The sequence below is a fragment of the Enterobacter sp. 6722112 genome, from assembly GCF_058661685.1.
The window spans coordinates 3,888,453-3,908,173 of record NZ_JBZWGR010000007.1 but is presented as its reverse complement, the minus strand read 5'-3'; the positions used below and the strand labels follow the sequence as shown (position 1 = coordinate 3,908,173).

Sequence of the window (19,721 nt, the reverse complement as noted above, 5' to 3'; positions counted from 1 at the left end):
GTTGCCTTGTTGTGATTTTTTATGCATATTTTGTGATTATATTTTCACAGGCACTGTGACATAAAAATGGATGGTCATGACATGGCAACTGAACAACCAGCAATTACCCGCGCGACATTTGATGAAGTGATCCTGCCGATTTATGCACCGGCTGAGTTTATCCCGGTGAAAGGCAGAGGCAGCCGCGTCTGGGATCAGCAGGGCAACGAGTATGTTGATTTCGCAGGCGGTATTGCGGTGACGGCGCTGGGCCATTGCCATCCTGCGCTGGTGGACGCGCTGAAAACACAGGGCGAAACGCTGTGGCACACCAGCAACGTGTTCACCAACGAACCGGCGCTGCGTCTGGGGCGTAAGATCATCGATGCCACCTTCGCCGAACGCGTGCTGTTTATGAACTCCGGCACCGAAGCCAACGAAACCGCCTTTAAGCTGGCGCGCTACTACGCAACCACGCGTCATAGCCCGTACAAAACCAAAATCATCGCCTTCCATAACGCCTTCCACGGTCGCTCCTTCTTTACCGTTTCCGTTGGCGGCCAGCCGAAGTATTCCGACGGCTTTGGTCCGAAACCTGCGGATATCATCCACGTGCCGTTTAACGATCTGCACGCCGTTAAAGCGGTGATGGACGATCACACCTGTGCCGTGGTGGTCGAGCCCATTCAGGGGGAAGGCGGCGTCACGGCGGCCACCCCGGAATTTCTGCAAGGGCTGCGCGAGCTGTGCGACGAGCACCAGGCGCTGCTGGTGTTTGATGAAGTGCAGTGTGGGATGGGGCGTACCGGAGACCTGTTTGCTTATATGCACTACGGCGTAACGCCGGATATTCTGACCAGCGCGAAAGCGCTCGGTGGCGGTTTCCCGGTCAGTGCGGTGCTCACCACCCAGGATATCGCTTCCGCATTTCATGTGGGCTCACACGGCTCTACCTACGGCGGTAATCCGCTGGCGTGCGCCGTGGCGGGTGCGGCGTTCTACATCATTAATACGCCGGACGTCCTGAATGGCGTGAATGCGAAACGCGACCTGTTTGTGAAACATCTCCAGCAGATTGATGAACAGTTTGATGTCTTCAGCGACATCCGCGGCATGGGGCTGCTGATCGGCGCCGAACTGAAGCCGCAGTACAAAGGCCGCGCGCGCGATTTCCTGCACGCCGCCGCGCACGAAGGGGTGATGGTGCTCAATGCCGGGCCGGACGTGATGCGCTTTGCGCCATCGCTGGTGGTGGAAGACAAAGACATCGAAGACGGACTAACCCGTTTTGCCGCGGCGGTCGCGAAGATCGTCAGAGGCTAATACGCGGTTCGTTTTAACCGACGCGTTAACCAAATCCCGTGATGCGGGCGCTGACGCCATGCCACCGACGAAATGGTGTGCATGGTGTTCAGATGCCCCAGCACGCGCTGCAAATGCTGCTCCAGGGTGCTCATCGGCCCATGGGTCAGCGTCTCCGGCGCTTCCAGAATGTTCGAATCCCCTGACTCGCCCGGCGCGTCATACTCCAGACGCTGCTGACAGCGCTGCAACGCAATTTCACACGACTGCAAATAGCGCTGCGCCAGATCCGGCGTCAGCATCGTGTGCTCCCGCGCCAGCGTCGTCATGGCATTGATGTGCTCGACGATAAACTGGCTGTGCGTGACCCACAGCTTCATGTCAGCCAGATAGTGCGCGTTAAAGCCCGGCTCCTGCATGGCCTGGTTAAGGGAGTTGAACAGGGCGTTATGCGCCTGGTTGACCTTCATGCGCTCGTAGGCCAGCGGAGAGGGCTGCGGGTCATCGCTCAGAATAAGACGAATGGCCTGCTGATCGGCTTCGAGCGCGTCGTGGGCGTTCTGCCTCAGCAGCCCGCTTTGCCACTGCGGCCACAACCAGACCATGCCGCCAAAGGCGATCAGGCAGCCAATTAGCGTATCGACCAGCCGGGCAATAATAAACTGTTCCCCGTTAAGCGTGAGCAGTTGCAGGGTATACACCGCCGTGACCGTAAAGCCCACCATCGCCCAGCCGTAGTTTTTGCGGATGATCAGGTAGCTCACCAGCGTGATCGCCAGCATACCGGCCAGGGTATAGCCTTCCGGCACGTGAAAGTGCAGCGTCACGCCCGCGATAATCAGCCCCGCCATCGTACCGCCCGCCCGATGCAGAATGCGCACCCGCGTGGCGCCATAGCCGTTCTGGGTGACAAACAGCACGGTCATTAAGATCCAGTAGGGTTTCGGCAGGTGCAGGGCCATTCCCATCAGGCTGGCGATGCTCAGCATCACACTGATCCGCGCGGCATTGCGCAGGGCGGAAGATTTCAGTGATAGATAGCTTTTGAGCGCGGGCAGCAGCGGCAGCCGTTTTTGCTTATCGGCCATCAGGTCCCGGGCATAAAGCGGGCGCTGGGTGCGTAACACCCGGGCGATGCGGCTGAAATGCCAGGCAGCAAATTGCCCGACCGGGTTATCCGCGTGCTGACGCGCAATCTTTTCCAGCGCGCCGAGCTGTTTGTCCATGTTAAAGCGCGTCGGGTAGCGGTGATAGAGGATATCGTCAGCCAGCACCCGCAGGCGGGCCGCGACGGTCTGCGCGTTCCAGCGGATCACCGCTTCCGCATGGCTGCGCTCCACCAGCTTTTGCACCTCTTCCGGATTATGAAGGCTGACGGAGATATGCTCCTGCAAATCCAGCCCGACCTGGAAGGTTCGCAGCAGCGGCTTGTATTCATGATTTTTGTTGGCGGCAAGCATGTGCAACTGCTGATAGCACTGGCTGATCAGATCCACCACTTTTTGCTGGCGCGCCAGCAGCGGCGGCAGGGATTTTTCCGGGTCGGTATGTTGAGTGAGCAGGGTGTATTTTGCTTCGCAGTATTCAGCAAGCTGCACGTAGAGCAGGCTCAGGGATTCGCGCAGCGGCTGTTCCCGCCACAGCCAGAACCAGAACCAGTTAAACAGCCCGTACCATAGCGTGCCGAGGGCGTAAATCAGCAATGGCTCCCACACCGGCATATTGCCCGCAAGGCTTAAGGTGAAGATGGCGGCAATCAGCGACGCGGGAAGCAGGCGGGCGTGCAGCGAGCTGATTTCGGCGGTGACGCCGAGCGTCATCGCCAGCACGGTCAGGATCAACGGCAGAGGAATGTCGCGGGCCAGTAAAAGTTGTACGGCAAGGCTACAGCCGGCAAACAGGCAGCCGCCAATAATCAGACGTTTAAAAAAGCGTTTATGCGGCGTATCCAGACCGGCAATGTTGCAGCAGGCGGGCACGAGGGAAAACAGCAGGCCTTGCTGAAGATGTCCGAGGATCAGGCCCACGGCCACGGGAAGACACAGCACCAGCGTTTGTCGTAGTGCGTAGTTAACTTCCGGGTGATAGATCAGCCTGCGCCACATGAGGAGTAGAGACAAAAACGGCGTGCCACCCTGCGGCGGCACGCCGTTTGACCGAAATTAACGGGTTCCGTAGACCACGATAGTTTTACCGTGGGCAGAGATCAGGTTCTGGTCTTCCAGCATCTTCAGGATACGGCCCACTGTTTCACGGGAGCAGCCGACGATCTGACCGATTTCCTGACGGGTAATTTTAATTTGCATACCGTCAGGGTGGGTCATGGCGTCTGGCTGTTTCGCCAGGTTCAACAGCGTCTGCGCGATACGACCGGTCACGTCCAGGAAGGCGAGGTTACCCACCTTCTCAGAGGTCACTTGCAGACGGCGTGCCATCTGGGAAGAAAGACGCATCAGGATGTCAGGGTTGACCTGAATCAGCTGACGGAATTTCTTGTAAGAAATTTCAGCCACTTCACATGCTGTTTTTGCACGAACCCAGGCGCTACGTTCCTGGCCTTCTTCAAACAGGCCCAGTTCACCGATAAAATCGCCCTGGTTCAGATAAGAAAGGATCATCTCTTTCCCTTCTTCATCTTTGATCAGCACGGCCACCGAGCCTTTAACGATGTAATACAACGTTTCCGCTTTTTCACCCTGGTGAATCAGCGTGCTCTTTGATGGGTACTTATGAATGTGGCAATGAGACAAGAACCATTCGAGAGTCGGGTCTGTTTGCGGTTTGCCAAGCACCATGCGCTGTTATCCTCTGTTATAAGCTGTCACCAGAGTCATAAGATGCATCCGGACTCTGGGGTTGCAATCGAATTCTTACCCATACCTGGGAAGTCGGCTGTCGTAACGTTTCGCAGCCAGTAAAGTTTGATGTCCTCTGCATACATGTGTAACGTCAATGTATTACTGTAGCATCCAGAGTGTTTTAGCATAGCTTTCGCCGCGTGTCTCCTGGTGTCTCGCTTCAGCATGACGCAGGTCGCCTTCCGTTGCGAGAAATGTAACGTACACGTAATCTGTCATAAAAAATGCAACGTTGGAGTGAGTGAATATGCAAGCGCGTGTGAAATGGGTTGAAGGGTTAACGTTCCTGGGCGAGTCTGCTTCTGGGCACCAGGTTTTGATGGATGGCAACTCCGGCGATAAAGCGCCAAGCCCAATGGAAATGGTGCTGATGGCGGCAGGCGGATGCAGTGCGATCGACGTGGTGTCGATCCTGCAAAAAGGCCGTCATGACGTGACCGATTGTGAAGTGAAGCTGACGTCGGAACGTCGTGAAGAGGCGCCCCGCCTGTTCACGCATATTAATTTGCACTTTATCGTCACCGGCAAAGAACTGAAGGACGCGGCGGTCTCGCGTGCGGTTGACCTGTCTGCGGAAAAATACTGCTCTGTGGCGTTAATGCTGGAGAAAGCGGTAAAAATCACCCATTCGTATGAAGTGATCGCGGCTTAATTTTTGGCGGGTGGCGCTTCGCTGACCCGCCCTACAAAAGCACGCCCGTAGGCCCGGTAAGCGCAGCGCCACCGGGCAAAACAATTCACGCGATCTGCTTTCCTTCCATCAGCCGCTGCACCAGCGGTGTCATGATCAGCTCCATTGCCAGCCCCATTTTTCCGCCCGGTACCACTAACGTATTCATGTGCGAAATAAACGAACCCTGTAGCATCGCCAGCAGCCAGGGATAATCAATGCCTTCCAGGTTGCGGAAGTGGATCACCACAAAGCTCTCGTCCAGCGACGGGATGCTTTTTGCAGCGAACGGGTTAGAGGTGTCCACGGTGGGGACGCGCTGGAAGTTAATGTGGGTTCGGGAGAACTGCGGCGTCAGGAAGTTGATGTAATCTTCCATGGAGCGCACCACCGAGTCCATGACCGCCTCTCGCGAATGGCCGCGCTCGCTCATGTCACGCGTCAGCTTCTGGATCCACTCAAGGTTAACAATCGGCACCACCCCCACCAGCAAATCCACGTGGCGCGCCACGTCGTGCTGAGGCGTCACCACGCCGCCGTGCAATCCTTCGTAAAACAGCACGTCAGTCGGTTCCGGCAGCGGCTGCCAGGGCGTGAACGTGCCGGGGACCTGGTTCCAGGGCACGGCTTCATCGTAGGTGTGGAGATACTTGCGGGACTGCCCGGTACCGCTTTGCCCGTATTCACGGAAGGTTTGCTCCAGCAGGCCGAAGTCATTGGCCTCCGGGCCGAAGTAGCTGATGTGTTTACCCAGATCGCGCGCCTTGCGGATGGCCATATCCATCTCCGGGCGCGTGTAGCGGTGAAAGCTGTCGCCTTCTACCTCTGCCGCCCGTAAGTTAAGCTGGGCGAAGATCTTGCGGAAGGCGAGGCTGGTGGTAGTGGTTCCCGCCCCACTCGAACCCGTAACGGCAATAACCGGATGTCTGGCAGACATAGCAACTCCCTGACTGGAAAAGTGTAAAGATCAGCCGTGAAACGCGTTGCGTGGCATGATATTGACCGTCTCATGCAGTTCGGACCATACCAGCACCACGTCGCCGCTTTTAAGCTGGCGCTTAACATCGTTGACCTTTTGTTCAAGCGAACGTTCATGTTCACCATAATCGGTGCCTTCGCGCAAGACAAAGCTTTCAATCAGATTATCGAGCGTGTCGGGAGAGAGATCCTGCCAGGGAATAATCATTATTTACCGTCCAGATAAGCCGTTAACCAGTCGGGAATACGCGTCTCAAGCCACATTTTTGGCCGACGCAGCGTGCCGCCGACAAAGCCGACGTGTCCCCCGAATTGGGTGAGCTGATACTCCACATTGGCCGGCAGATGATCGGGCGCCGGAATCGAGTGGTGATCCATAAACGGATCATCTTTGGCGTGGATAATCAGCGTAGGTTTCGTGATTTGGTTCAGTAAAGGCATGGCGCTGCACTGACGGTAATAGTCAATCGCATCGGCAAAGCCGTGAATTTTCGAGGTGATCAAATCATCAAACTCGCGCAGGCGCTTCACGCGTTTGAGCTGTTGCAGCGTCACAGGCAGCGTATCCGGATAGGCCTTCAGCTTGCGCGCGGCGTTGGCTTTCAGCAGGTTGAGCAGGTAGCGCTGGTACACTCGCGAAAACCCCTTTTCCATATGATAGCTGCACTGCTCCAGCATAAAGGGCGCAGAGACGATCACCGCCGCATCCAGCGGTACGGCGTCGCTCTCCTTCGCCAGCAGGCAGGCCAGCATATTGCCGCCCAGCGAATACCCCACCGCTGCCGTTGGCGCCTCGCCGAAATTGTCTCTTAGCCAGCGCAGGAACCAGGTACCGTCCTCGGTTTCACCCGAGTGATAAATACGTTTCTGACGATTAGGCTCGCCGCTGCATCCGCGAAAATGCATCACTACCCCAAGCCAGCCGCGGGCTTTCGCCGCCTCAATGAGACCGTGTGCGTAAGGGCTGTGCAGGCTGCCTTCCAGACCGTGAAACACCACCAGACGGGGTTTATGTCTGGCCCGATCCGGATCTTCGCTCCAGGCGAGATCCAAAAAATCGCCGTCCGGCAAATCCAGCCGTTGCCAGTGCGGGGTGAACTGTACCTTGCGGCGGATCAGGCGCGGCAGCATGGTTTGCAGGTGAGGGTTAGCCACACCGCGCATGGGCACGAACTCTGCGCTCTCTTCGGCTGCAATGTCGAAGTCTGAGGGAATGATTTGGGTCATAAGGGCGATGCTGATTCTTGTCAGAAATTAACTATACCTTCCGAATTGTACCCCGTTTAGCCCGTTTTTCCGAAACATGAACTGATCCCGATCACAAATATTTACCTTGATTATTACTCTCAGGCTAATGATTTGGCTCTACGCTTAATTGATGCCTTTCTCACCAGAGCGCACACTTTACTCAACGTTAAGCAAATCAGAATGATGTGCTGAATCAGGAGGTTAATAATGTTATCTGGGCAAACACCCACCCGGCAATGGAACACCCGACGCAGTGAGAAAGCGCGTCGTCTGGCGTCCGTACCGGTGCAGGGCAAGGTACTGCCAACCGGCGATCTTGTCGCCATGCTGGAAAAACTGATCGCACCAGGCGACAAAGTCGTTCTGGAAGGCAACAACCAGAAGCAGGCGGATTTCCTTTCCCGTTCACTGGCGGAAGTGAACCCGCAAATCGTGCACGATCTGCATATGATCATGCCGAGCGTGGGCCGCAGCGAACATCTGGACATCTTTGAGAAAGGCATCGCCCGCAAGCTGGACTTCTCCTTCTCCGGTACGCAAAGCCTGCGAATCTCCCAATTGCTGGAGGATGGTCAGCTCGAAATCGGGGCGATTCACACCTACATCGAACTCTACTCACGTTTATACGTCGACCTATCGCCAAACGTGGCGCTGATTGCCGGTTTTAAAGCGGACCGCAAAGGCAACCTCTATACCGGGGCGAGTACCGAAGATACTCCGGCGCTGGTGGAAGCCGCCGCGTTCCATGACGGCATCGTCATCGCGCAGGTGAACGAGCTGGTGGACGACGAGTGCGACCTGCCGCGTGTGGATATTCCGGGCTCGTGGATTGATTTTGTGGTGGTTGCCGATAAGCCGTTCTTTATCGAACCGCTCTTCACCCGTGACCCGCGCCTGATCAAACAGGAACATATCCTGATGGCGATGATGGCGATTAAAGGCATCTACGCTGAACACCAGGTGCAGTCCCTGAACCACGGGATTGGCTTTAACACCGCAGCGATCGAGCTGCTGCTGCCAACCTACGGCGAACAGCTCGGACTCAAAGGCAAAATCTGTAAACACTGGACCCTGAACCCGCATCCAACGCTGATCCCGGCCATCGAAAGCGGCTGGGTGGAGAGCGTCCACTGCTTCGGCGGCGAGCTGGGAATGGAAGAGTACATCCGCGCCCGTCCTGACGTGTTCTTTACCGGTGCCGACGGCTCCATGCGCTCTAACCGCGCCTTCTGTCAGCTGGCAGGTCAGTACGCGGTCGATATGTTTATCGGCTCCACGCTACAGGTCGACGGTTACGCTAACTCCTCAACCGTGACTCGCGGCCGTCTTTCCGGCTTCGGCGGCGCGCCAAACATGGGCCACGATCCGCACGGTCGTCGCCACGCCACACCGGCCTGGCTGAACATGATCACCGAGCCTGACCCGATGCAGCGCGGTAAAAAGCTGGTTGTGCAGATGGTGGAAACCTTCCAGGCGGGCGTGAAGCCAACCTTCGTGGAAAAACTCGACGCCGTTGAGGTCGCGAAAGCCTCCGGTATGCCGCTGGCGCCGGTCATGATTTACGGCGATGACGTCACCCACGTGCTGACGGAAGAGGGGATTGCTTACCTCTACCGGGCGAAAGATCTGGAAGAGCGTCGCGCCATGGTCGCCGCCGTGGCGGGTATCACCGATATCGGTCTGGGCGTTGACGCCAAACGCGTGGCGGAACTGCGCCAGAGCGGCAAGGTTGTGTATCCGGAAGATATGGGCATTCGCCGCACCGATGCCACCCGTTCGCTGCTGGCGGCCGGTAGCGTCGCGGACCTGGTGGAATGGTCCGGCGGTCTTTACAACCCACCTGCGAAATTCCGGAGCTGGTAATGAAACTTCTGCCCCAGATCCAGGTTGAAGGCGGTGCCGAATGGCTGGCGCGAACCGCCACGCAGTGTCTGATTGACGAAGCACGTTTAAGCCCCAAGCCCGGTCTGGTGGACAGCCGGGGGAACGGCGCGCACCACGATTTATCGCTTGCGCTGATGGAGCGCTCCGCTCACAGCCTGACCCCCACGTTTCAGGCGCTGGCGCAGCAGAGCTGGCAGCGTCCGGCGGATATTGCCCTCAGGCAAACCGTTGGCCGCCTGGGTCGCGAAGGTGAACGGCAGATGATGGCCGCTACCGACGGCGTGAACACGCACCGTGGCGCGATCTGGGCGCTGGGATTGCTGGTGAGCGCGGTGGCGATGCTGGGCGGCGATGCCCGGGCGCAAACCGTCGCGAACACCGCCGCTCAGCTGGCGAAGCTGCCGGATGACGCGGCGCCGAAAGTGTTCAGCAAGGGGTTACGCGTTACGCACCGCTACCGTGTGCTGGGCGCGCGTGAAGAGGCTCAGCAGGCGTTTCCGCACGTTATGCAGCGCGCGTTGCCGCAGCTTCGCCTCAGCCGTCTCAACGGCAGCAGCGAAACGCAGGCCAGACTCGACGCGCTGATGGCGATCATGACCTCGCTCACCGACACCTGCGTGCTGTCGCGCGCCGGCATGGAGGGGCTGGACGCCATGCAGAACGGCGCCCGTGCGGTGCTGAACGCCGGAGGATGCGCAACCCTCGCGGGGCAGCAGGCGCTGGCGCGGTTAGACCGTCAGATGCTGGCGCTTAACGCCTCGCCGGGCGGAGCCGCAGACCTGCTTGCCGCCACGCTGTTTCTTGACCGCGCCGAAACGCCCTATTCAAAGCATTAAGAGGATGTTATGGAAAAAATCACATTGACCGTGCCCGCCAGCCGCGAAGTAAGCGGCAGGGCGCTGGCAGGGGTCGTCGGTTCCGGGGATATGGAGGTGCTTTTCACCGCCGAACCGGGCCAGACCTTAACCATTGATATCACCACCTCCGTCGACAACAGCCGCGGGCGCTGGGAGGCATTGTTCAACCGCCTGCAAACCGTCAGCAGCCTGCCCGCAGGTAAGCTGACCATCCACGACTTCGGCGCGACGCCGGGCGTGGCACGCATTCGTATCGAACAGGTTTTTGAAGGGGTGAACCATGCGTGATGACAGCAGCTTTATCGAATTAAAAGCGCGCCAGCGTGCGCAGGCGCTACTCGACGACGGCAGCTACCGCGAACTGCTGGATCCATTTGAAGGCATTATCTCTCCGTGGCTTGGGCCACAGGGGATTGTTCCTCAGGCCGATGACGGCATGGTGGTCGCGAAAGGGACCATCAACGGCCAGCCTGCGGTGGTGGTGGCGATTGAAGGCACCTTCCAGGGCGGCAGCATGGGCGAAGTGTCCGGCGCCAAAATGGCGGCAGCGCTGGAGCTGGCGGCGGAAGATAACCGCAACGGCATTCCGACTCAGGCGGTGCTGTGCCTCGAAACCGGCGGCGTACGTTTGCAGGAAGCCAACCTCGGCCTGGCGGCGATTGCCGATATCCACGCCGCGATCGTTGACCTGCGTCGCTATACCCCGGTCGTCGGGATTGTCGCCGGGACCGTGGGCTGCTTCGGTGGGATGTCTATCGCCGCGGCGCTGTGCAGCTACCTGATTGTGACCCGCGAAGCGCGGCTCGGCCTCAACGGTCCGCAGGTTATCGAGCAGGAAGCGGGCATTGAAGAGTATGACTCCCGCGATCGTCCGTTTATCTGGAGCATGACCGGCGGCGAAGTACGCTTTGAAAGCGGGCTGGTGGACGCGCTGGTGGGCGACGGCGTGAACGCGGTGAAAGCCGCGATGAACGAAGCCATCGCCAAAGGCGTACCGGCGAAACATCGCACCGATAACTACGACGATTACCTGAACCGTCTGACGAATTTCGACACCCGCAAACAGGCCGATGCCGAACAGATTAAAGCGCTTTTTGCCCGGGAGGTGAAATGATGACTAACTCAATTAGCCGTGGCGAACTCTGGCTGGAAACTCTGGCCCCGAACGCGAAACGTCTGGAGGGGTTATGCCCGTCCGTGCAGGCCGCAGACGGCGAGCTAAACGGTGAAACGGTGCGTTTTGTCACCGTGGTGCCGGACGCCAACAACCACTTCCCGCGCGCGGCGCAGGGTGAAGTCGGCCTGCTGGAAGGATGGACGCTGGCAAAAGTGGTCAGCGAAACCGTCGCCGCCGACGCAGATAAAGCCGTGAAGCGCCCGATTGTGGCGGTAATCGACGTCCCAAGCCAGGCCTATGGCCGTCGCGAAGAGGCGTTTGGTATCCACCAGGCGCTGGCCGGCGCCGCTGCCGCCTACGCTAATGCGCGGCTGGCGGGTCATCCGGTGATTGGTCTTATCGTCGGTAAGGCCATGTCCGGCGCGTTTCTGGCGCACGGCTACCAGGCTAACCGTCTGATTGCCTTCAACGATAAAGGCGTGCTGATCCATGCCATGGGCAAAGAGTCTGCGGCGCGCATTACGCTGCGTACCGTTGAGGCGCTGGAAAAACTGGCTGCAACCATTCCGCCAATGGCGTATGACATCAGCAACTACGCCACGCTGGGGCTGCTTTCCGACCTGCTGGATATCAGCAATCCGGATGCCCCTACCGAAAGCGATCTGACGCGGGTGAAAACCACCCTGCAACAGGCCATCAGCGACGCTCGTCAGGACACCACGTTGAAAAACCGTCTGGGTGCTGACAACCGCCGCAGCTCGGCGCTCGTACGTGAACGTATACGAGCCAGCTGGTAAGTAAAAAGAGACCTGCCAGATGCATCACCCCGTGGGCGCGCCCGTTGCGTCCACGCGGGAACCTGCATCCTGAAAATAATAAACATCGCGCCAGTGCTTAAACTTTTTTACTACAGGTGATTTATGACTTACGTAATTGTTCATGCTCTTGCACCGATTTTCGTCATCATGCTGCTGGGATTCTGGGCCGGTAAGGCAAAGATGGTCGATAACAAAAATGTTTCCCTGCTGAATATCTTCGTGATGGATTTTGCACTCCCGGCTGCGCTGTTCAGCGCCACCGTGCAAACCCCGTGGACCGGCATCGTGGCGCAGTCGCCGCTGATCCTGGTGCTCACCCTGGCGATGTGGATCACCTATGCGGTCATCTACTTCCTCGCGACGAAAGTGTTTAAAAAATCCCCGCAGGATGCGGCCGTGCTGACGCTTACCGTCGCCCTGCCAAACTACGCGGCGCTTGGCCTGCCGATTCTGGGCAGCGTGCTGGGCGAAGGCCCTTCAACCTCACTGTCCGTGGCGGTCTCCATCGCCTGTGGTTCAGTGTTGATGACCCCGTTCTGCCTGCTGATTCTGGAGCGTGAGAAAGCCCGCGCCGAAGGCAATAACTCGGGTTCAACGCTTTCCATGCTGCCGGTGCTGATGTGGCGTTCCATTAAAAAACCGATCGTGATGGGCCCGCTGCTGGGTGTGATCCTGTCCGCTATCGGCATCAAAATGCCGGAGCTGGTACTGGCGGCGATTAAACCGCTGGGACTGTCTGCGACCGCTGCGGCGTTGTTCCTGACCGGGGTGATCCTCTCCGCGCGTAAACTTCAGATCAACACCATGGTGATCACTTCCACTATCGCCAAGCTGCTGATCCAGCCAGCGATTGCCTGGGGTATCGTTTTAATCTTCGGTCTGCACGGTTCTGTGGCGATCACCGCCATCCTGATGATTGCGCTGTCCGCGGGCTTCTTTGGCGTGGTGTTCGGTAACCGCTTTGGCGTGCAGTCGCCGGATGCTGAAGCCGTGCTGCTGTTGAGCTCCGTACTGTGTATCCTGTCGCTGCCGCTGTTTATCTCGCTGACTTCAGGAATGTAATCATGACCACAACATTACGCCCACACGACCTCATCTGGCTTACCGCGCGCGACGCCCTGGAAGGGATTACCGAATCCTGGGTGGACGCGGCCTGGCATGCCGGACTACCGGTAGTGGTGCGGCGTGATGTTGATAATGAAGGCCGTATTCCCGTTGGCGTGCGCGGATTGCGCCGCGACCAGCGGGCGGCCGGATGGGTGAAGCCTGAGAACGTGTTGCGCGTGGTGTCGCCCGAAGATTTGAGCGTTGCCGCCGACCTGCTGCGTTCGCCGTTTATCACTCAGCCGCCGGTTCAGGTGGCGCTTCAGCTTGCGCAGCAGTCGTGGCCGTGGACGTGGGGGATAACCGGCAGTACGGGTTACGCGCTGGCGACCGGCATTCCGGTGATCCACGCCGACAGCGATCTCGATCTGCTCATCCGCGCCCCGCGTGCCGTTTCCCCTGAGGCGTTTACTGGCTGGCAGGCTCAGCTCAGCCGTGCGTTGTGCCGGGCGGATACGCAGGTGGACACGCCCGAGGGCGGATTCGCGCTGGCGGAATGGTTACGCGACGGCAAAACGCTGCTAAAAACGCAATGTGGACCGCGCCTGGTGGCGGATCCATGGCACAGGGAGGAGTAATGAAAATACTGTTTACCTTTCCGGGGCAGGGCACACAGCATGAAGGTATGCTGCAAAACCTGCCGGGAACGGAGCTGGAGCAGGCCCGTGCTGTGCTGGGGGCGGAAGTCGATACCCTGGACAGCGCATGCTCGTTAACCCACACCCGTGCGGTTCAGCTTTCGCTGTTGATTGCCGGCGTGGCGTGGGCGCGCGAGCTGGAACGTCGCGGCGTGTCGCCGGATATCGTCAGCGGGCTGTCCATTGGCGCTTATCCTGCGGCGGTTATCGCCGGCGCGCTGGACTTTACGGACGCGCTGAAGCTGGTGGCGTTGCGCGGCGATCTGATGGAGCAGGCATACCCGCACGGCTACGGCCTGACGGCGATTATGGGGTTGACCCTGCCGCAGGTGGAAAACCTGATTCAGGGGACAGGAACCTATATCGCTAACCTGAACGCCGAAACGCAGATTGTGATTGCGGGAACCGATGACGGCATGGCGCAGGTGGCGGAGCGCGCGCTGGCGAAGGGCGCAAGCAAGGCTAAGCGGCTGGCGGTGAGCGTGCCGTCGCACTGCGCGCTGCTGGCGGAACCAGCGAAGAAGCTGGCAGCAGCGTTTGAATCGGTCACGCTTTCACGTCCGCGCTGTGCGTACCTGAGCGGCAGTACCGGACGCGTGCTCTGGCAGCCGGAGAAAATTGCCGACGATCTGGCGATGAATATGGCGCGAACCGTGCGCTGGCAGGAGGCGGTGATTTCCGCTAACGAGCGCGAAGCGCGGCTGGCGATTGAGATGCCGCCAGGGGGTATTCTGACCTGTCTGACGCGGCAGGCGGCGTGGGAAGGGGAATCCATTTCGCTGGAGCGCAGCGGGGTGGACGTGGCGGTGCATCTGGCGGGTCGGCTTCAGCGGTAAGTTTTAGCCCGGTGGCGGCTGCGCCTTACCGGGCCTACTCCCGGATTGTAGGCCCGGTAAGCGTAGCGCCACCGGGCAATAACATCAGGCACTATCCTGCAAACTTCTCGCATACATCCGCCCTTCCGCGGCCAATGCCCGCAGGCTCGGATCCTGCTCGCGGTTGCGGGCAAAGACGATCGCAATCAGCTGCTGCATCTGGTACGGCTGCGCCAGCTTCAGTAGCTGCACCGAATTTTCATACACTTTCTTCATCCTGCCCGGCATCAGCGTAAACCCGACCCCCGCCTGCACCAGACTCAGCATCGAGAAGATATCGTTTACGCGCGTCACAATCTCCGGCTCGAAACCGGCGATATGAAACGCTTCCTGAAACCCGGCGTAAGTGGCGAACCCTTCCGCGAGGGCGACAAACTTCTGATCTTTATAGTCACGCAGATCGGCGGGGCCGCTGGTATTCAGCGTGGCAGAGGCCGGTGCGGCAAGGAAAATATCGTCATGGAACAGAGGAAGCACTTCGAGGCTGTTACGGTCGATATCGCTTTCGGAAATAGAGATTAAAATCGCATCCAGCGATCCCTCATCCAGCATATGGAGCAGGGTTTCGTTCGAGCCCATCGTCAGATCCATCTCCAGATCCGGACGGCGCAGCTTCATGCCCATTATCAGGCGCGGCACGGTTTCCAGCGTCAGCGAGTAGAGCGTGCCGACGCGCAACCGTCCCTGGCCGATACCGGCGATCTTGCGCGACTCTTCCAGCCCGCGCTCCATCACCTGCATCACCTCCTGACAATACTCCAGCAGCGTCCACGCGGAGGGGAGGGCAATCAGGTTACGCCCTTTGTGAGCAAAGAGCGGGCAGCGGACGTTCTCTTCGAGGGTATGCAGCGCGCGGTGCACGCTGACACCGCTCAGGCCGAGCGTTTCGGCGGTACGTGCGATATTGCCCTTCTCCATGAACGTCATGAAGATGCTGAGCTTACGGAATGTAATCTCGCTCGTGGTATCGAAGCCCATAACCCTCCCGGCGTGTTAGTCGGCTTGCAGCATCGCTTCCAGCTGTTCCTGCGCGTCCAGCCATGCCATTTCGCACTCTTCGAGGCTGGATTTGGTTTTCGCCTGAGTTTGCAGACAGTCCGTCAGCTCCGCTTTGCGGCTCTGATCGTACAGTTCGCTGTCGCCCAGCTTCTCTTCGACGGCAGCAAGCGTGGCGTTGAGCTTTTCCATCTCTTTTTCGAGACGGGCAATCTCTTTACGCAGCGGCTGCGTCTGGGTGCGCAGTTCCGCTTCACGGCGCTTCTGGTCTTTACGCGCCTGGGCGCTGTTGGCGTTGTCTTTCGCTGACTCTTCCGGCTGGTTTTCCTGCTTCTGCACTTCCGTCAGCCACTGCTGGTAATCTTCCAGATCGCCGTCGAACGGCTCCACTTTGCCGCCGTGCACCAGATAGAGATCGTCGGTGGTGGAGCGGATCAGGTGGCGGTCGTGCGATACGACAACCAGCGCTCCTTCGAACTCGATCAGCGCTTCGGTCAGCGCCTGACGCATGTCGAGATCGAGGTGGTTGGTTGGTTCATCAAGCAGCAGCAGGTTTGGACGCTGCCAGACGATCAGCGCCAGCACCAGACGGGCTTTTTCACCGCCGGAGAAGCGCTCGGTGTTTTCAGTCACCTTATCGCCCTGGAAGCCAAAGCCGCCGAGGTAGTCGCGCAGTTTCTGCTCCATCTCCTGCGGCGCCAGGCGCGCCAGGTGCTGGATCGGCGATTCATCCGCGCGTAAAAATTCCAGCTGATGCTGGGCGAAGTAGCCAAGCTTGATGCCTTTCGCCAGGCCGATTTCGCCGCTGACCGGGTTAAGCTCGCCCGCCAGCAGCTTGATCAGCGTCGATTTACCGGCGCCGTTACGTCCCAGCAGACCAATGCGTGAACCTGGCACCAGGTTGAGCTTGATAGAGTCGAGGATAATGCGATCGCCATAGCCCGCGCTCACTTTTTCCATTTTCAGCAGCGGGTTCGGCAGGCTCTCCGGCTCGCGGAAGCTGAAGTGGAACGGGTTATCCACGTGCGCCGGGGCGATCATCTCCATGCGTTCCAGCATCTTGATGCGGCTCTGCGCCTGCTTGGCTTTTGACGCCTTGGCCTTGAAGCGATCCACAAAGCTTTGCAGGTGCGCCACGCGCTGCTGCTGGCTTTCATACATCGCCTGCTGCTGGGCAAGGCGCGTCGCGCGCTGGCGCTCGAAAGAGCTGTAGTTGCCGGTGTATTCGAACATGCTTTGCTGTTCGATATGAATGATTTTATCCACTACCGGATCGAGGAAGTCGCGGTCGTGAGAGATCAGAATCAGAGTGCCCTGATAGCTCTTGAGCCACTTCTCCAGCCAAATAACCGCATCAAGATCGAGGTGGTTGGTTGGTTCATCGAGCAGCAAAAGGTCGGAGCGGCAGATCAGCGCCTGGGCCAGGTTAAGGCGCATGCGCCAGCCGCCCGAGAAATCGCTCACCGGGCGTTCAAGCTGTTCGTTGCTGAAACCCAGACCGTGCAGCAGGCTGGAGGCACGGGAGCGAATGGTCCAGGCATCGATGGCGTCCAGCTTGCCGTGGACGGTGGCGATGGCGTGGCCGTCGTTGCGTTCGTTGGCGGCGTTGAGCTCCGCTTCGAGCTTGCGGTATTCACGGTCGCCGTCGATAACATAGTCGAGCGCGGGTTCGCTCAGCGCGGGCGTCTCCTGGTTCACCCAGGCGAGCTGCCAGTTGCCCGGGAAGGTAAAGTTACCGCCATCCGCGCTTATCTCGTTTTTCAGCAGCGCCAGCAGGGTGGATTTACCGCAGCCGTTTTTGCCGACCAGCCCCACTTTCTGGCCCGGGTTGATGGTAGCAGTCGCGTTATCCAGCAGGACGCGCACGCCGCGACGAATTTGTAACGAGGAGAAAACAATCATAGAAGCGCCGTATGTTCCGACTATGTTAATTTGTCATTATGATAATGTAAGGTGTGGGCCATTTTCCCCACCGGGCCGCCATGGTAGCCCAAAACGACAACAATACACAAAAACAGAACCGGGAGGGGAGTGATGTCTCAGACAGCGAAAGTGCTGCTGCTGTATGCCCATCCGGAATCACAGGACTCGGTGGCGAACCGGGTGCTGCTTAAGCCGGCCACACAGCTCAGTAACGTAACGGTGCACGATCTCTACGCGCACTATCCTGATTTTTTTATCGATATTCCTTACGAGCAGGAACTGCTGCGTCAGCACGACGTGATTGTGTTCCAGCATCCGCTTTATACCTACAGCTGTCCGGCGCTGCTCAAAGAGTGGCTGGACCGCGTGCTGAGCCGGGGCTTCTCCAGCGGGGTGGGGGGCAACCAGCTGGCGGGAAAGTACTGGCGGAGTGTCATTACCACCGGTGAGCCGGAAAGCGCTTACCGTCACGACGGGCTGAACCGTTACCCCATGAGCGACATTCTGCGGCCGTTTGAGCTGACGGCGGCGATGTGCCGTATGCACTGGATGAGCCCGATTATTATCTACTGGGCACGGCGGCAGGATCCGAAAGCACTGGCGAGCCATGCCAGGGCCTATGGCGAATGGCTGGCGTCACCGATTCCGGCGGGAGGACGCTAATGGACGGTTCGAATTTACTCCTTGCCGGGGTGCTGTTTCTGTTTGCCGCCGTCGTCGCGGTCCCGCTTGCCGCGCGTCTCGGCATTGGCGCGGTGCTGGGCTATTTGCTGGCGGGGATCGCCATTGGCCCCTGGGGGCTTGGGTTTATCAGCGATGTGGATGAAATTCTCCACTTCTCCGAGCTGGGCGTGGTCTTCCTGATGTTTATCATCGGGCTGGAGCTGAACCCCGCCAAGCTGTGGCAACTGCGGCAATCTATTTTTGGCGTCGGGGCGGCGCAGGTGTTACTCAGCGCGGCCATTCTCGCGGGACTGCTGATGTTGACGCAGTTTTCCTGGCAGGCCGCGGTGATTGGCGGGATCGGTCTTGCGATGTCGTCGACGGCGATGGCGCTTCAGCTGATGCGCGACAAAGGGATGAACCGCAACGAGGCGGGGCAGCTGGGTTTTTCGGTGCTGCTGTTCCAGGATTTAGCGGTGATCCCGGCGCTGGCGCTGGTGCCGCTGCTGGCGGGCTCCGGAGACGATCATTTCGACTGGATGAAGATCTCCATGAAGGTGCTGGCCTTCGCGGGGATGCTGATCGGCGGACGGTTTTTACTGCGTCCGGTATTCCGGTTTATTGCCGCATCCGGCGTGCGCGAGGTATTCACCGCCGCAACGCTGCTGCTGGTGCTTGGCTCAGCGCTGTTTATGGATGCGCTGGGGCTGTCGATGGCGCTTGGGACGTTTATCGCCGGGGTGCTGCTTGCGGAAAGCGAGTACCGCCACGAGCTGGAGACCGCCATCGATCCGTTTAAGGGGCTGCTGTTAGGGCTGTTCTTTATCTCGGTGGGTATGGCGCTTAATCTTGGCGTGCTCTATACCCATCTGCTGTGGGTTATTGCGAGTGTCGCCGTGCTGGTGGCGGTCAAAACGCTGGTGCTGTATGTCCTCGCGAGGATTTACGGGCTGCGCAGCTCGGAAAGAATGCAGTTTTCCAGCGTGTTAAGCCAGGGTGGAGAATTTGCGTTTGTGCTGTTTTCCACGGCGTCGTCTCAGAAGCTGTTCAAAGATGACCAGATGGCGCTGCTGCTGGTGACGGTTACGCTGTCGATGATGACCACCCCGCTGCTGATGAAGCTGGTGGACAAACTGCTGTCGCGCCGCCTGAATCCCGCAGACGATGAAGACGAAGCGCCGTGGGTGGAAGATGATAAACCGCAGGTGATCGTCGTGGGCTTTGGTCGCTTCGGACAGGTGATTGGTCGCCTGTTGATGGCGAATAAAATGCGCATTACGGTGCTGGAGCGCGATATCAGCGTCGTCAACCTGATGCGCAAATATGGTTATAAGGTGTACTACGGCGATGCGACGCAGCTTGAGCTGTTGCGCTCGGCGGGGGCAGAGGCTGCGGAGTCCATCGTCATCACCTGCAACGATCCGGAAGACACGATGAAGCTGGTGGAGCTGTGCCAGCAGCATTTCCCGCATCTGCATATTCTGGCGCGTGCGCGTGGACGTGTGGAGGCTCACGAACTTTTGCAGGCGGGTGTGAAACACTTCTCCCGCGAAACCTTCTCCAGCGCGCTGGAGCTGGGACGCAAGGCGCTGGTTTCGCTGGGTATGCATCCTCACCAGGCGCAACGCGCCCAGATGCATTTCCGCCGGCTGGATATGCGAATGCTGCGTGAACTGATGCCCGTGCACAGCGACACGGCGCAGATCTCCCGCGTGCGGGAAGCGCGTCGCGAACTGGAGGAGATCTTCCAGCGTGAGATGCAACAGGAACGACGCCAGCTCGACGGCTGGGATGAATTTGAATAAAGGGTA

Annotated in this window: 19 protein-coding genes; 12 read left to right on the top strand and 7 right to left on the bottom strand. The window is 58.9% G+C overall.

Annotation, left to right across the window (positions count from 1 at the left end):
* Nucleotides 1–81: 81 nt before the first annotated feature.
* Nucleotides 82–1,302 carry a bifunctional acetylornithine/succinyldiaminopimelate transaminase gene (gene argD, locus AC4OVU_RS20275; RefSeq protein WP_491928778.1) on the top strand — a complete coding sequence of 407 codons (1,221 nt, stop codon included), beginning with the start codon at nt 82–84 and terminating at the stop codon, nt 1,300–1,302.
* Here argD and AC4OVU_RS20270 read toward each other — a convergent pair.
* Together AC4OVU_RS20270 and crp are read right to left on the bottom strand one after the other, a co-directional pair.
* The gene (locus AC4OVU_RS20270) at nt 1,299–3,386 is read right to left on the bottom strand and encodes a YccS/YhfK family putative transporter (protein WP_110292642.1); all 2,088 of its coding nucleotides are present in this window, start codon (nt 3,384–3,386) and stop codon (nt 1,299–1,301) included. The genes argD and AC4OVU_RS20270 overlap by 4 nt on opposite strands.
* 57 nt (nt 3,387–3,443) lie before the next feature.
* On the bottom strand, nt 3,444–4,076 hold the full coding sequence (gene crp, locus AC4OVU_RS20265; RefSeq protein WP_000242758.1) for a cAMP-activated global transcriptional regulator CRP: 633 nt from the start codon (nt 4,074–4,076) through the stop codon (nt 3,444–3,446).
* 310 nt (nt 4,077–4,386) lie between these two features.
* On the opposite strand from crp, the gene AC4OVU_RS20260 reads away from it, so the two are divergent.
* Nucleotides 4,387–4,791 (top strand): OsmC family protein, encoded by a 405-nt coding sequence (locus AC4OVU_RS20260; protein ID WP_015571423.1) that lies wholly within the window; start codon nt 4,387–4,389, stop codon nt 4,789–4,791.
* A gap of 85 nt (nt 4,792–4,876) precedes the next feature.
* On the opposite strand, the gene AC4OVU_RS20255 is transcribed toward AC4OVU_RS20260, so the two are convergent.
* Genes AC4OVU_RS20255 through AC4OVU_RS20245 form a run of 3 tightly spaced genes read right to left on the bottom strand, consistent with a single transcriptional unit; the run spans nt 4,877 to nt 7,014 of the window.
* Complete coding sequence (locus AC4OVU_RS20255; protein ID WP_003861663.1) at nt 4,877–5,746, bottom strand: phosphoribulokinase; 870 nt, start codon at nt 5,744–5,746, stop codon at nt 4,877–4,879.
* 30 nt (nt 5,747–5,776) lie between these two features.
* Complete coding sequence (locus AC4OVU_RS20250; protein ID WP_014171926.1) at nt 5,777–5,995, bottom strand: YheU family protein; 219 nt, start codon at nt 5,993–5,995, stop codon at nt 5,777–5,779.
* Complete coding sequence (locus AC4OVU_RS20245) at nt 5,995–7,014, bottom strand: hydrolase (protein WP_017693875.1); 1,020 nt, start codon at nt 7,012–7,014, stop codon at nt 5,995–5,997. Before AC4OVU_RS20245 ends, AC4OVU_RS20250 begins: the two co-directional genes overlap by 1 nt.
* 228 nt (nt 7,015–7,242) lie before the next feature.
* Between AC4OVU_RS20245 and mdcA the strand changes: the two genes are divergently transcribed.
* The 8 genes from mdcA to mdcH all read left to right on the top strand — a co-directional run bounded on the left by mdcA (nt 7,243) and on the right by mdcH (nt 14,289).
* On the top strand, nt 7,243–8,898 hold the full coding sequence (gene mdcA, locus AC4OVU_RS20240; protein ID WP_015571421.1) for a malonate decarboxylase subunit alpha: 1,656 nt from the start codon (nt 7,243–7,245) through the stop codon (nt 8,896–8,898).
* Nucleotides 8,898–9,755 carry a triphosphoribosyl-dephospho-CoA synthase gene (locus AC4OVU_RS20235; protein WP_110292641.1) on the top strand — a complete coding sequence of 286 codons (858 nt, stop codon included), beginning with the start codon at nt 8,898–8,900 and terminating at the stop codon, nt 9,753–9,755. The genes mdcA and AC4OVU_RS20235 overlap by 1 nt, the downstream gene beginning before the upstream one ends.
* Before the next feature lie 9 nt (nt 9,756–9,764).
* Entirely contained in the window at nt 9,765–10,064 is a 300-nt protein-coding gene (gene mdcC, locus AC4OVU_RS20230; protein WP_000411786.1) for a malonate decarboxylase acyl carrier protein, read from the top strand.
* Nucleotides 10,057–10,890, top strand: coding sequence for a biotin-independent malonate decarboxylase subunit beta (locus AC4OVU_RS20225; protein ID WP_017384167.1), 834 nt, complete (start codon nt 10,057–10,059; stop codon nt 10,888–10,890). Before mdcC ends, AC4OVU_RS20225 begins: the two co-directional genes overlap by 8 nt.
* A complete protein-coding gene (gene mdcE, locus AC4OVU_RS20220; RefSeq protein ID WP_110292640.1) occupies nt 10,890–11,690 on the top strand; it encodes a biotin-independent malonate decarboxylase subunit gamma in 801 nt (266 codons plus the stop codon). Before AC4OVU_RS20225 ends, mdcE begins: the two co-directional genes overlap by 1 nt.
* Before the next feature lie 123 nt (nt 11,691–11,813).
* A complete protein-coding gene (locus tag AC4OVU_RS20215) occupies nt 11,814–12,773 on the top strand; it encodes an AEC family transporter (RefSeq protein WP_000222846.1) in 960 nt (319 codons plus the stop codon).
* Nucleotides 12,774–12,775: 2 nt separating this feature from the next.
* Nucleotides 12,776–13,393: a malonate decarboxylase holo-ACP synthase gene (locus AC4OVU_RS20210; protein ID WP_017693876.1), complete on the top strand. Its 618-nt coding sequence runs from the start codon at nt 12,776–12,778 to the stop codon at nt 13,391–13,393.
* A complete protein-coding gene (gene mdcH, locus AC4OVU_RS20205) occupies nt 13,393–14,289 on the top strand; it encodes a malonate decarboxylase subunit epsilon (RefSeq protein ID WP_110292638.1) in 897 nt (298 codons plus the stop codon). The genes AC4OVU_RS20210 and mdcH overlap by 1 nt, the downstream gene beginning before the upstream one ends.
* An 84-nt stretch (nt 14,290–14,373) precedes the next feature.
* Here mdcH and AC4OVU_RS20200 read toward each other — a convergent pair whose 3' ends face one another.
* Together AC4OVU_RS20200 and AC4OVU_RS20195 are read right to left on the bottom strand one after the other, a co-directional pair.
* The gene (locus AC4OVU_RS20200; RefSeq protein WP_017384171.1) at nt 14,374–15,306 is read right to left on the bottom strand and encodes a LysR substrate-binding domain-containing protein; all 933 of its coding nucleotides are present in this window, start codon (nt 15,304–15,306) and stop codon (nt 14,374–14,376) included.
* A 15-nt stretch (nt 15,307–15,321) separates the two neighbouring features.
* Nucleotides 15,322–17,226: an ABC transporter ATP-binding protein gene (locus AC4OVU_RS20195; protein ID WP_045142204.1), complete on the bottom strand. Its 1,905-nt coding sequence runs from the start codon at nt 17,224–17,226 to the stop codon at nt 15,322–15,324.
* A gap of 132 nt (nt 17,227–17,358) precedes the next feature.
* On the opposite strand from AC4OVU_RS20195, the gene kefG reads away from it, so the two are divergent.
* Together kefG and kefB are read left to right on the top strand one after the other, a co-directional pair.
* A complete protein-coding gene (gene kefG / locus AC4OVU_RS20190) occupies nt 17,359–17,910 on the top strand; it encodes a glutathione-regulated potassium-efflux system ancillary protein KefG (RefSeq protein ID WP_003861686.1) in 552 nt (183 codons plus the stop codon).
* On the top strand, nt 17,910–19,715 hold the full coding sequence (gene kefB, locus AC4OVU_RS20185; protein ID WP_284965237.1) for a glutathione-regulated potassium-efflux system protein KefB: 1,806 nt from the start codon (nt 17,910–17,912) through the stop codon (nt 19,713–19,715). The genes kefG and kefB overlap by 1 nt, the downstream gene beginning before the upstream one ends.
* The last annotated feature ends 6 nt before the right edge of the window (nt 19,716–19,721 follow it).